This window comes from Elusimicrobiota bacterium (assembly GCA_040757695.1).
Taxonomy (GTDB): Bacteria; Elusimicrobiota; UBA8919; order UBA8919; family UBA8919; genus JBFLWK01.
This window is the reverse complement of sequence record JBFLWK010000066.1, coordinates 1-12,855: the sequence shown is the minus strand read 5'-3', so window position 1 is coordinate 12,855 and position 12,855 is coordinate 1. Positions and strand designations below refer to the sequence as shown.

Annotated in this window: 14 protein-coding genes; all 14 read left to right on the top strand. The window is 35.8% G+C overall.

Going from position 1 to position 12,855, the window contains the following annotated elements; genetic code table 11:
• The first annotated feature begins 229 nt into the window (after positions 1-229).
• The 14 genes from AB1349_10255 (at position 230) to AB1349_10190 (ending at position 12,589) form a co-directional block, all read left to right on the top strand.
• Positions 230-2,164, top strand: coding sequence for a tetratricopeptide repeat protein (locus AB1349_10255; GenBank protein ID MEW6557721.1), 1,935 nt, complete (start codon positions 230-232; stop codon positions 2,162-2,164).
• Positions 2,058-5,651, top strand: coding sequence for a hypothetical protein (locus AB1349_10250; protein MEW6557720.1), 3,594 nt, complete (start codon positions 2,058-2,060; stop codon positions 5,649-5,651). The genes AB1349_10255 and AB1349_10250 overlap by 107 nt, the downstream gene beginning before the upstream one ends.
• The gene (gene rpsQ, locus AB1349_10245) at positions 5,648-5,878 is read left to right on the top strand and encodes a 30S ribosomal protein S17 (protein MEW6557719.1); all 231 of its coding nucleotides are present in this window, start codon (positions 5,648-5,650) and stop codon (positions 5,876-5,878) included. The genes AB1349_10250 and rpsQ overlap by 4 nt, the downstream gene beginning before the upstream one ends.
• A 133-nt stretch (positions 5,879-6,011) precedes the next feature.
• Complete coding sequence (gene rplV, locus AB1349_10240) at positions 6,012-6,335, top strand: 50S ribosomal protein L22 (protein ID MEW6557718.1); 324 nt, start codon at positions 6,012-6,014, stop codon at positions 6,333-6,335.
• Positions 6,336-6,557: 222 nt separating this feature from the next.
• Positions 6,558-6,866, top strand: a complete 309-nt coding sequence (rplX, locus tag AB1349_10235) for a 50S ribosomal protein L24 (protein MEW6557717.1) — start codon at positions 6,558-6,560, stop codon at positions 6,864-6,866.
• 131 nt (positions 6,867-6,997) lie between these two features.
• On the top strand, positions 6,998-7,558 hold the full coding sequence (gene rplE, locus AB1349_10230; GenBank protein MEW6557716.1) for a 50S ribosomal protein L5: 561 nt from the start codon (positions 6,998-7,000) through the stop codon (positions 7,556-7,558).
• Positions 7,559-7,570: 12 nt separating this feature from the next.
• Entirely contained in the window at positions 7,571-7,756 is a 186-nt protein-coding gene (locus AB1349_10225) for a type Z 30S ribosomal protein S14 (protein ID MEW6557715.1), read from the top strand.
• A 115-nt stretch (positions 7,757-7,871) separates the two neighbouring features.
• Positions 7,872-8,267: a 30S ribosomal protein S8 gene (rpsH, locus tag AB1349_10220; GenBank protein ID MEW6557714.1), complete on the top strand. Its 396-nt coding sequence runs from the start codon at positions 7,872-7,874 to the stop codon at positions 8,265-8,267.
• A 95-nt stretch (positions 8,268-8,362) separates the two neighbouring features.
• Positions 8,363-8,938, top strand: a complete 576-nt coding sequence (gene rplF, locus AB1349_10215; GenBank protein ID MEW6557713.1) for a 50S ribosomal protein L6 — start codon at positions 8,363-8,365, stop codon at positions 8,936-8,938.
• Position 8,939: 1 nt separating this feature from the next.
• Complete coding sequence (gene rplR, locus AB1349_10210; protein MEW6557712.1) at positions 8,940-9,290, top strand: 50S ribosomal protein L18; 351 nt, start codon at positions 8,940-8,942, stop codon at positions 9,288-9,290.
• A 137-nt stretch (positions 9,291-9,427) separates the two neighbouring features.
• Complete coding sequence (rpsE, locus tag AB1349_10205; GenBank protein MEW6557711.1) at positions 9,428-9,880, top strand: 30S ribosomal protein S5; 453 nt, start codon at positions 9,428-9,430, stop codon at positions 9,878-9,880.
• A gap of 314 nt (positions 9,881-10,194) precedes the next feature.
• Positions 10,195-10,641 (top strand): 50S ribosomal protein L15, encoded by a 447-nt coding sequence (rplO, locus tag AB1349_10200; GenBank protein MEW6557710.1) that lies wholly within the window; start codon positions 10,195-10,197, stop codon positions 10,639-10,641.
• Positions 10,642-10,653: 12 nt separating this feature from the next.
• Entirely contained in the window at positions 10,654-11,979 is a 1,326-nt protein-coding gene (gene secY, locus AB1349_10195) for a preprotein translocase subunit SecY (protein MEW6557709.1), read from the top strand.
• 265 nt (positions 11,980-12,244) lie between these two features.
• A complete protein-coding gene (locus AB1349_10190) occupies positions 12,245-12,589 on the top strand; it encodes a hypothetical protein (GenBank protein ID MEW6557708.1) in 345 nt (114 codons plus the stop codon).
• The last annotated feature ends 266 nt before the right edge of the window (positions 12,590-12,855 follow it).

Genomic DNA, 12,855 nt, shown 5'->3' with positions numbered 1-12,855 from the left:
CGAATATAAAATGTATTTTTTGTAAGCCTTTTGGCATTTGTCATAAGTGTATCATTTTTATACGGTTGTGTCAAGGGCATTTTATTATCGGTAAAATATAAATTTATAGCCGTTTTTCAGGTCGAATAATGTAACCTGATGTAAAGCATTTGACAAATTTTGACCTTAAATATACTAAATAGGTGCAACCGGTTACACAGGGTATAGGACAAATGTCCTATAAAATCATATGAAAAAACTTATAGAAAATAAATGGTTCGCTATTGGATTGATAGTCGTTGCAACTTTTGGTGTGTATGCCAATTCATTCAAGAACGAGTTTGTTTATGATGATAAGAAAGTCATAGTAGAAAACGAATTTATAAAATCTTGGGAAAATTTACCAAAACTACTTACGAAAAAGTATTTCGTCCTTGCCCATGAATTATCTTATAGACCAGTATGTACTATTTCTTATTTTATTGATTACTCTATATGGAAATTAAATGTTTTTGGTTGGCATTTAACGAATATCTCTTTTCATACATTAAATGCGATACTCGTTTATTTAATAGCATCTTTTATTCTTAAAAGTAATTTAGCAAGTTTAATCTGTGCACTACTTTTTGCTTTACATCCAATTCAGACAGAAGCGGTAAATGGTATAAGTTTCCGAGAAGATTTGATTTCATTTTTCTTTTTTCTTTTAGCATTTTATTTTTATGTTAAAGAATCGCCTATCGCCTATCTCCTATCTCTTATCTTTTTCATTTTTGCTTTATTTTCAAAAGAGATGGCAATAACATTGCCAGTTATTTTAATGAATTATGATATTTGCTTTGTACATAATAGAGAAAAAATCAAAAACCAACTTTTATATTATTCGTCTTTTTTTATAGTTGGAATTGGTTATTTAATATTTAAGTTTTTTCTTTTTAAGCCGCCTTTAGAAGCAGTCATAGGAACTACGGCTTTTTCGACGCTTAACAGCAATTTTTATCAGACAATGCTTACTATGAGTAAGGTTTTCGTTGGTTATATAAAGTTACTTTTTTTACCATACAAACTTTCTATAGAACACCTTGTTGTTCCAGTAATTTCTGTATTTAATTTATCAGTTATTATATCTATTGGGATTATAGCATTTATTTTAGTATTCGCTATAAAAACTTATAAGAAATCAAAAGAAATTTCTTTTTCAATATTTTATTTTTTTATATCAATTTTACCTGTCTCAAATATAGTACCATTCGGAGCATTCATGGCAGAACGTTATTTATATTTTTCAACATTTGGATTTTGTATCCTTCTGACGATTTTTATAATAAAAAAAAATGGTCATAATATTTTGATTTTAGTTTTATTCTTTCTTTTATCAGTATATTCAATAAAGACAATATTACGGAATAGAGAATGGGAAAATGGTATTACACTATGGACAGCCGCGGTAAAGTTATACCCTAATTCTGAAAAAGCGCATAATGGTCTTGGTTGTGGTTATAAGAATAAAAAACTTTATACTCATGCAATAAAAGAATTCAGGAAAGCAATAGGAATAAACCCATTTTATGTATCTCCTTATAAAAATTTAGGGGTTATATTTGAAGAACAAAATTTATATGAAGATGCTATCTCTGAATATAAAAAAGCACTCAAAGTATATAAATATGACGCAGATTCGTACTACGGAATAGGAACTAATCTCACAAAAATGGGAAATTATGAAAACGTGATTGAATGGTATAAAAAAGCTTTGATAATAAAACCAAACTTTATTTCAGCCCGTTACGCTCTTGCAGGTGTTTATAAGAAAATGGGTTTATATAAAAACGCGATTGCTGAATATAAAAAAGTAATTGAACTTGATCAGACATATATTCATACCTATATCAATTTAGGGGATATTTATGAAGAATTACATTTATATGAAAATGCGTTGGCTGAATATAATAAAGCATTATTAATAAATCCAAAATTCGCAGATGCTTATAATAACATAGGTATTTGTTATTCATCCCAGGGATTGTATGATAACGCGATTAAATCATTTCTTAAAGCTGTGGAGATAGATCCTGAAAATGGTGGAGCTTATTATAATTTATCAATATGCTTACTTAACAAAAAAAACTATAAAGAATCTCAAAAATACTTATCACTTGCAAAAAAATATGGAATTAAAAAATAATCATAACAAAATAAATTTGAAGTTGAAATTTATTGTCAAAAATATTTTTGGTTGTGTCTTTATTTTTAATATCTATGGATATATTTTCGCTGAATGGAATATAAGTGTGGTGGATTCTGAAGGAAGATTGGGAGGACATACTTCTATTGCGATTGATTCAAATGATTATCCGCATATTTCATATTCTGGCGGTGGGATAGAATCTGGCGGCAGAGGAGGTTTAATTTTCGCAAAATGGACTGGGACATGCTGGGCTATTGAAAGCATTGATAGCCCTGATACACACGTCGCGTATACATCCGTTGCATTAGATTCCAATGGATATCCTAATATAAGTTATTACGGTGGGTTACTGATGCAAACTAAATATACAAAATATGCAAAATGGGATGGAACAAAATGGATTATAAAAATTATTGATACAGAAGGAACTCATACATCGCTAGTATTAGATAATAACGGAAATCCATGTGTAAGTTATTGCCATGCTAATTGGCTCAAATATGCAAGATGGACGGGAACGACCTGGGATATCCAAAATGTAGATGTAGTTATTCCGGGAGGAGTGTTGTTTTCGTCACTTGTATTGGATAGCAGTGCTAGACCGCATATAAGTTACTATGATTTCAATGCTGGTAATCTTAAATATGCGAGGTGGACAGGTTCTTCATGGTCCATCGAAATAGTTGACTCAATTGGTGATGTAGGTTGGGCTTTATCATTAGCATTAGATAGTGCGGGATATCCCCATATAAGTTATCTTGACATGACTAATCTTGATCTCAAATATGCAAGGTGGACTGGTTCAAATTGGAACGTTCAAACAGTTGATAGTGAAGGTATTGTGGGCGATTACACAGCTATATTTATAGATACAGATGATAATCCACATATAAGTTATTGGGGCAATGATACTCTTAAATATGCAAAATGGGATGGTGCAATTTGGAGCATTCAAACGGTTGATAGTAGCCCTAAAGTATGTCATTATACTGATATTGTTTTAGATTCCTACAATAACCCTCATATAAGTTATCAAGATCAAACAAACTATGATATAAAATATGCAAGATGGGTTACACCGGTGCCGATAAACCAGCCACCAAGCCCCCCGGGATTAGTTTCCCCTTCTGATGGTAGTTGGACAAATGCTCAACCGACTTTGGTATGGAATGTGCCAGCAGATGCGGATGGTGATGATTTGCACTTTAAGGTTGAGTTGTCGTCGGTAAGTGATTTTTCTGCGAAAGATGTCTTTGAAAGCAATGTCTCTACTAAAGGGTTTTCGCCTGTGCCACCAGTTGCACAGGGTATAGGACAAATGTCATATACAATTCAGCCAGAAACATTTCTTTATGACTCAACAACATACTACTGGAAAGTTGCTGCTTTTGATGGCACTGTTTATGGTGGTTATTCAGGAACAAGGTCGTTTATTGTAGATAACAAGGCGCCAAGTTATACAATTTCAGCAACGCCAGACCCGGTAACTTTTGCTACTGATGTTACAATCACAGTTGTAGCAAGTGAACCATTAACATCTATCCGAACATTTGTTCGGCAGAATGGGCAGGCGAGTCCGACAGAGATTACAATGTCATCAACGGATAACATTACCTGGACAGGAACATATACAGCAATAAACAATTATGATGGTATTGCGACGATAGATATCACAGGTAGTGATAATTTTTATACATCAAAATCAACCGGCAGTTTTAATGTCTCAATCGGTCCTGCTGGACGGAATTTGATTATTTCAGATGTTTCAGATACGCCAGATCCATTTGACCCTGATATTGAGTCAACAAATATCTCATTTAATTTGGAGTTGAGACCGATAACTGTAACAAACTCAACCACAACGATAAAAATTGTAAGTTCCACCGACGAGCTTTATAGTACATTTGTACTATATCATAGTGCATCTGGGTTATATAATGTTTCACAGTTGTGGGATGGAAAAGATGCCACAGGGAATTATGTTCCTGATGGTAAATATTTTTATGTGATAAACTCAACTGCAACAAGAACTGCCGGAGTAAATGTCTCATATGTTACCGCAATAGAGAAACGAGGCGAGATAACAGTTCTCAGACAGGCGGAGTTTGATTATGCATCATCACAAATATCAAATCCAGAGAATGCAAAAATAACGATTACACCGAATCCCGACGGTAAGACCGCTTCAACATTTGGTATTTTGCAAGGTAGCGTCGGCTCAATTTACGATATACAACCGACGAGCACAACATTTGAGCCTTCAGCAATGCTTACACTTTTCTACGATGAAGCACAACTCAACGGAATTGACGAAACCACGCTTGATATATTCAGATACAATCCTGATACAGGCAACTGGACAGCGCTTGGTGCTTCAGTTGACACGGTGAACAACAAACTGGCAGTAGCGATAGATAAAATTTCAATTTATACAATAGCGACAAAAAATGCTGTATTTATCCCGACGCCTGTTGCAGGAATTGATTTTACAAAGCCGACATTTACAGTATATTTAACAATTGACCCTGAAAAGACAGACGATATGAGAGTAACAGCACTCTCATCTGAAAAATTACTTTCTGCAAATGCAGAAATAATTCCACACGGCAACAGTCCAAAGAAAGCACACTTAAGTGTGCCGCTACAGGCAACAGCAGAAAATCTGTGGACTGGAAAGTTTACAAAGCAAACCGGTTTCGGCGATGTAGAAAAAATAATAATTTCTGGCTGGGATTTAGCAGGCAATTTTGGTATTTCAGACGGTAGTTATACAAAAAATATTGTTTCATCAGAAGGCGGAGTTATAAAAGACCCAATAACAAAAGTAGAAATAACAATTGCCGCGAATTCATTAAACGAAGCGACAGTATTTTCAGTAAAGAAGATTGAGAACAGAACCACACTTAAGTGTGGTCTACAAACAATTTCAAGTTACGAGTTCAAATCAGATAAAAAATTTGATAAGCCAGTAAAAATTAAAATACCATACACTGCAGAGGATGTGAACGGACTCAACGAAAACAATCTGAAAATTGCATATCTTAATGAAACAACAAATGATTATGAACCACTTGAAAGCGAAGTTGATACCGACGCAAAAACCGTATCTGCAGATGTTGAACATTTTTCAATTTATGCGATTGTGTATCAACAGCCGCAGATGACACCGGAGCCTGATACAACTTTCACAAAAGGTGAGATATATGCGTATCCAAATCCTGCGAAGCAAGGTGTATTTCCCAAAATACATATAGAGGTTGGGCTTGCTGACAAATTGCAAATAAATTTGTATAATATAGCAGGCGAGATTGTTCATTCAGTAGAACTCTATGAGCCGCCATCAGTTATCAATGACAAATATGTTTATGAATATGCGTGGAATGTTTCAGATATTGCCAGTGGAATATATATTTACACAATCAAGGCAAAAAAATCAGGTGAGCATGACATAAAAGCACAGGGAAAGGTCGCAATAATAAGATGAACAAAACAAAAACAGGTATTGTAATTTCAGACAAAATGAACAGAACTAGAGTGGTAGAGGTTACAAGAACTACCCATTTTCCACTTTATGGGAAGGTAGTTAAACGTACCACCAGATTTTATGCGCACGACGAGCAGAACAAAACAAAAACAGGCGATAAAGTCACAATAGCCCCAACAAGACCGCTATCAAAACTTAAGCGGTGGCGAATTGTAAAGGCAGGTTAAAGGCAAGTTAAAGGTAAAAGGTTAAAGGTTAAAATTAAAAACAAAAAAGAAGCTGACAGGATTTACAGGATAAAACTTTAAATAAAATCCTGTTAATCCCGTCAAAAGAAGTTTCATCTTTTCAGGTGTTAATATGGAAGCGATAGCATATTCAAGATTTGCAAGATATTCATCCAGAAAAGTTGGTCAGATACTGAATCTTATCCGAAATAAGCGCGTTTCAGACGCATATGTTATGCTTAATTTTGTTAAAAAAAGTTCAGTTCCATTAGTAGCAAAGACATTGAAGTCGGCAGTTGCCAATGCAGGTCGGCTTAAAAACCCGGAAACAGTTTTTGTAAAAAAAGCATTTGTAACAATGGGACCGCCTATAAAAAGAATGAGAGCAGGTGCGATGGGTCGTGGGAATCCCTACAAGCGAAAAACCTGTCATCTGACAATTGTCGTTTCCGAATAACCGAAGTTAAAGGTAAAAGGGGAAAATGAAAGGAAAAATGGAAAAGAGGAAAAATGACACTTTGTGTTATTTTAACCTTTAACTTTTAACTTGAAAGCATAGGAATTTCCTTTTTTGGACACAGATGTACACAGATGTACGCAGATTACGAAGATTATAAAAATATAAATTTTAAATCTGTTTTTTCTGCGAAAATCTGCGTCCTATTAACTTGAATTTATCATGCATATAAAAAAGAAAGACAAAGTTATTGTTTTAGCAGGTAAAGATAAAGGAAAAACAGGCGAAGTGCTTAAAATTTTTCCGGATAAGAATACCGCGATAGTCTCTAAAGTTAATTTTATAAAAAGGCATACCAAACCGACTCAAACAGACCCCGGTGGTATCCGAGAAAAAGAAGCTGCGATTCCTGTTGCCCGGCTGATGCTTGTCTGCCCGAAATGTGCTAAACCGACAAGACCGAAATGGGAGATACTTTCTGATGGTACAAAATCACGTATCTGTCGGAAATGCGGCGAGATGATTGTATAAAAGGCAGGTTAAAGGTAAAAATAAAAGGTTAAAATTAAAGGTATAAATTAAAGGTTAAATGGAAAAGGGAAAAATAAAAATAAAATCCTAAAATTTTAACCTTTGACCTTAAACCTTTAACCTGATGTTATATGGCACGATTAAAAGAAGCGTATAAAAAAATTATTGTTCCGGATTTGCTGAAAAAATTAAATCTGCAAAATATCCATCAAGTGCCTAAACTTGACAAAATAGTTATCAATATAGGTGTATCTGATGCCAAAGAAAATCCAAAAGCGATGGATATTGCATCTTCGGAACTCGCAGCGATTACCGGTCAGAAACCATTATTACGTCGTGCCAAAAAATCTATATCAGCATTCAAGTTAAGAAAAGGAATGCCAATTGGCTTGAAAGTTACATTACGCGGGAACAGGATGTATGAGTTTTTTGACCGGCTGGTGAATATAGCGATACCTAAAATCAGGGACTTCAGAGGGCTTGAAGTTTCAAAATTTGATGGACGGGGAAATTACAATCTTGGTTTGACCGAGCAGTATATTTTTCCAGAAGTTGTGTTAGATAAATCCGATAAAGTGCGTGGGATGAATATCACGATAGTGACAACTGCAAAAAAAAACGAAGTAGCCAAAGAACTATTATCAGCACTGGGAATGCCTTTTAGAAAGACAGATGGAAAGATGGAGAGATAGAGTGTAGTTATTATGGCAAAGAAATGTTTGATTATTAAGCAACGAGAAGTACCTAAGTATTCTACAAGAAGATATAATAGATGTCGTATATGTGGTCGGCCGCGTGGATATTTACGTGATTTCGGTTTATGTAGAATCTGTTTCAGGAATTTTGCACATAAAGGTGTAATACCCGGCGTCAAAAAATCAAGTTGGTAAGAAAGAGGCAGGTTAAAGGCAGGTTAAAGGTTAAAGGTTAAAATAAAATTTGCTTGACTTTCCATTTAATTTTAACCTTTGATTTATACCTTTAACTTGGTGTTAAGGTGTTAATATGGTTCACGATCCGATTTCAGATTTCATAGTTCAGATAAAAAATGCGAGTTCTAAATTCAAAGAAAAAGTTGATATTCCATCGTCAAATATGAAGGAAGAAATTGCAAAAATCTTGAAAGAAGAAGGATATATCTCAAATTACAAACGGCTTGATGATAAGAAGCAGGGTATTTTGAGAATCTTCTTAAAATATACACCAGCCAAACAACCGATAATAAAAGATATAAAACGAATATCAAAACCATCTAAACGGGTTTATAAAAAAGCCGACAAACTGCCAAAAGTGTTAAAAGGAATAGGGACAGCAATCATCTCTACATCACGAGGGCTGATGACAGATTCTAAAGCACGTGAAGAACACTTAGGTGGCGAAGTTGTCTGCTATGTATGGTAAAAGAGGCAGTGAGAAAACAAGTGGTTATGTGGTTAGTGGTTAAGTGGTCGGCATTTAATCACTTAATCACTTAATCACTTAATCACTGGTTTTAAATGAGCAGAATAGGTAATAAACCGATACCAATACCTGATAATGTGAAGGTGAATATAACGGGCAGTGAAGTTTCGGTAACCGGTCCGGCAGGAACACTCAGAAAAATTTTTCAGCCTGAGATTTCAGTATCCATAGAAAACAATACTATAGTTGTGAAACGGGAATCCGATGATTTCACCGCACTGCACGGAACAACCCGCGCTATCATAAATAATATGGTAAAAGGAGTTGTTACACCGTTTGAAAAAAAACTTGAAATTCAAGGTATTGGATATAAAGCACAATTAACCGGTAAAAAACTTACACTGTTTGTTGGCTACTCTCATCCAGTAGAGTTCAATATTCCTGATAATACAGATGTTGCAGTTGACCCTAAAGGGCTTGTAATTACATTAAAATCTGCGGATAAAGAAAAACTCGGACTGATTGCTTCACAAATCAGGCAGACAAAAGAGCCTGATTCTTACAAAGGTAAAGGGATAAGATATTTAGGTGAGTATATCAAGAAAAAGCCAGGCAAAGCCGCAATTGGAATAGGTGCAACAGGAGCAGTTGGCGGTTCTGCTAAAAAATAGTATGTTATCCGAAAAAGAACAAGCACTAATAAGACGGAAATTAAGAATTCGCAAGAAAATTGCAGGCACTGCGCAACGGCCCAGAATGGTGCTTCATAAATCCAACAAAAACATCTATATTCAGTTTATAGACGATATAAGAGGGCATACACTTTTATCTGTTTCAACAAGAACACTCAAATTAAAAAATACAGCAAATATAAAATCGGCAACACTGCTTGGCGAAGAAACAGCAAAAAAAGCTCTCTCAGCAGGGCTTAAAAATGTTGTGTTTGACAGATGCGGGTATATTTATCACGGAAAAGTAAAAGCATTCGCAGATGCTGCCCGCTCTGCGGGATTAAAATTCTGAAGAAGGGAACGCGGAACAGACGCGGAACAAAACGCGGAACAAACGCGAAATTCATCGTGGCAGATGTTAGTTTGGCGTCAGTTTCGCGGGTTTTTCAAAGTTCTGCGTCGGTTTAGCGTATTCGCGAAGCGAATATTATGAAAGAAATTGTTGTATCAATTGGTCGGGTTACAAAAGTGGTGAAAGGCGGGAAACGGTTTTCGTTTAACTCGCTTGTTGTAGTTGGTGATGGTGCTGGTAATGTTGGTATCGGGCTTGGTAAGGCAAATGAAGTCCAGGAAGCAATCAAAAAAGGTTCTGCAATCGCTCAAAAAAATATGTTCACAGTCCCGCTCAAGAATACAACTATTCCACACGAAGTTACTGGCACATTTGGTGCTGGAAAAGTGCTTTTAAAACCTGCATCAGCTGGCACAGGACTTATTGCAGGTGGTGGTGTCAGAGCAGTATTAGATGCTGCCGGTGTAAAGGATATACTTACAAAATCATTACGCTCGTCAAACCCGTTTAATGTTGTATATGCTACTATAAATGCATTAAAACAATTAAGAAACCGAGAAGATGTAGAAAAACTACGAAGCAAAAAGTGAAGTGATGTAAGATATAAAGTGTAAGGAATAGAATATCTAAGTAGTTTCACAAAAGTGAAACTTGATTCCAGTGATTACTAATGGTGTATCTGAACTTATGTGAAGATACATAGTTTTTCTGCATCCAGTATTGCGTTAACATTTTTATACAGTAATTAATTAATTAACAAATTAATGAATTAATTAATAAGTTAACGGTGTCCGTCGGTGAAAATCTTAAAATTGTGCAACATTTGGATTTGGTATAAGACAAAAAAATCTTTGATAACAAAATAATGCACATAGAATTTCATTCAGTATAAGGTAGTAAAAAAATGCGAATTTGTGATTTGAAACCTGCAAAAGGTGCCAAACATAGACGAAAAATAGTAGGCAGAGGCCGCGGCTCCGGGCATGGCGGGTCTTCAACCAGAGGAACAAAAGGGCAGAATGCCCGCGCAGGTAGAGGAACCAGACCGGGTTTTGAAGGTGGCCAAATGCCACTTATCCGCCGTATTCCTAAACGTGGTTTTACAAATATTTTTAAGAAAGAATATGAGATAATTAATTTGAAAACACTTGAAAAAATGTTTGAACCAAACTCTGAAATAACAAAACAGGTTTTGATACAGAAAAATTTGATAAAAGACAGTTTACCACTAAAAATTTTGGGTGATGGCATTCTAACAAAACCGCTTAAAATAACAGCGGATAAGTTCTCTAAAAGCGCTATTGAAAAAATCAAGCAAGCAGGTGGTGAAGTGGCAGTGAGTAGGGAATAGCCAGATTTTACAATGATTGAATCATTTGCAGATATATTCAAGGTACCTGAACTAAAAAAACGGGTTCTGTTTACCGCAGTTGTAATTATTGCATACAGGATTGGTGTTGCAATACCGATTCCGGGAATTGATGTTACCGCGTTCAAGGCACTTTTTGCCCAGCAGGCACATACGCTGTTTGGGTTTATGGATATGTTTTCAGGTGGTGCGCTTTCGCAATTATCAATTTTTACTTTAGGGATTATGCCTTATATCAATGCATCAATTATATTTTCGCTTTTACAGGCGACAATCCCGTATTTAGAAAAACTTGCAAAAGAAGGTGAAACCGGTAGAAAAAAAATTACACAATGGACAAGATACGCTACAATACTGTTAGCAATTGTTCAATCACTGGGATTAACACTTTTTATGATAATGCCGATGAAAGCGCCTGATGGCTCGTCAGTTGTTTCAGACCCGGGTGTCCTTTTTGTTTTTATCACTGTTTTAACGATGACGACTGGAACGGTTTTCATAATGTGGCTTGGCGAGCAGATAACAGAAAGCGGTATCGGGAATGGGATATCGTTAATCATTTTTGCCGGGATTGTTGACCGTCTACCGTCTGCTACAAAGAATCTTTTTATAATGATAAAAACACATGAAATGTCACTTTTTACCGGAATATTGATTTTAGGAATAGTTTTTGTGATAATAGCGCTTGTTGTCTGGGTTGAGACAGGACAGCGAAAAATTCCTGTTCAGTATGCAAAGAGAATTATCGGCCGAAAAATGTATGGCGGGCAGTCAACATTTCTACCAATAAAAGTTGACCAGTCAGGTGTGATTGCGGTAATTTTTGCGGTTTCGTTAATGTCGGTTCCGATGACACTCGCACAATTTACTGGTGAATCGGGCTTTATGAAAAAATTTGTTGACTGGTGGATGCGGGGCAGCGTTTTGTACGAAATTTTGTATGCCACACTGATTATATTTTTCTGTTATTTTTATAATTCAATCACACTGAATCCTAAAGATATTGCGGAGAATATGAAAAAATGGGGTGGGTTTGTGCCGGGTATCAGACCTGGTGAGCCGACTGCAAACTATATTCAATGGATATTAGCGAGGATTACTTTAGGTGGTGCGATTTTTGTTGCATTCGTTGCGATTCTGCCGGATTATTTAAGAAAATTTGTCAATGTGCCGTTTTTCTTTGGTGGAACCGCGCTGCTAATTGTCGTCGGTGTCGCACTGGATACTATCAGCCAGTTAGAATCACATCTGATAATGCGGCATTACGATGGTTTCTTAAAAAAAGGTCGGATTAAAGGCAGATGGTTTAATGTGAAGTAGATGTAAGGAGTAGACACAGAGGGACACAGTAGCGGTGGGATTGCTATCTGACTTGTAGCGTTGGGTTTTAACCCAACGGCATTTGTTCGTCCAGTTTCATGCAATAGGCAGATCCGCCAAAGTCGTAGTGGCGGAAAAATTGGACGCTACAATGCTTAGAGCAGTGGTTGGATTGTCCGCCAGATGCGGATCTGTCTCAGGCACGACTATCCCACGAATTGGTCGCATCGCAATGCGACATTAGGTTGCCAGGAGGTGATTACTAATGGCAAGGGTAAAAAGGTTTTCGGAGTTGATTGGTTTTTTCAAACTGCTTATTGCAGGGTTTAAGGCAAATGCTTCTGATTTCTCATCTTTTCAACAGGATGTGAAAACGCTTGATTCACTGATTTCACAGGCAGAGATGCAAAATCAAAAGCAGGAAGATGCTGAAGCGAAATATCATCAACTGACAGAGGAATTAAACAGGATTATGAAGGATGCCAAAGGGCTTTCTGCACGGCTTACAAGTGCTGTTTATGCCAGATACGGTAAAAAAAGTGACAGATTGGAAGAATTCGGGCTGAAAGCATGGAAATCCGGCGGCAAAAAAGGGAAGCGAAAGGCATAATTACAGTATCTTCTATCTATTTCAATTAGTATATTGGTATTTTTAACTATATTTTTTGCTTTTTCAATGTTGTTTTTTGTAATTTTGAAGTTGAAAATCCTTAAATGCACTATAAAAAAGCAAAAATACACTTTGAAAATGCTTAAATACACTTCTAAAAAGTAAAAATACACTATAAAAATTCAATTTTCATCATTAAAATTGACAAAATCACAGTTAAATTACCTAAAAAACACTGTTTTTTAACAAAAAATAATGAAAAAACT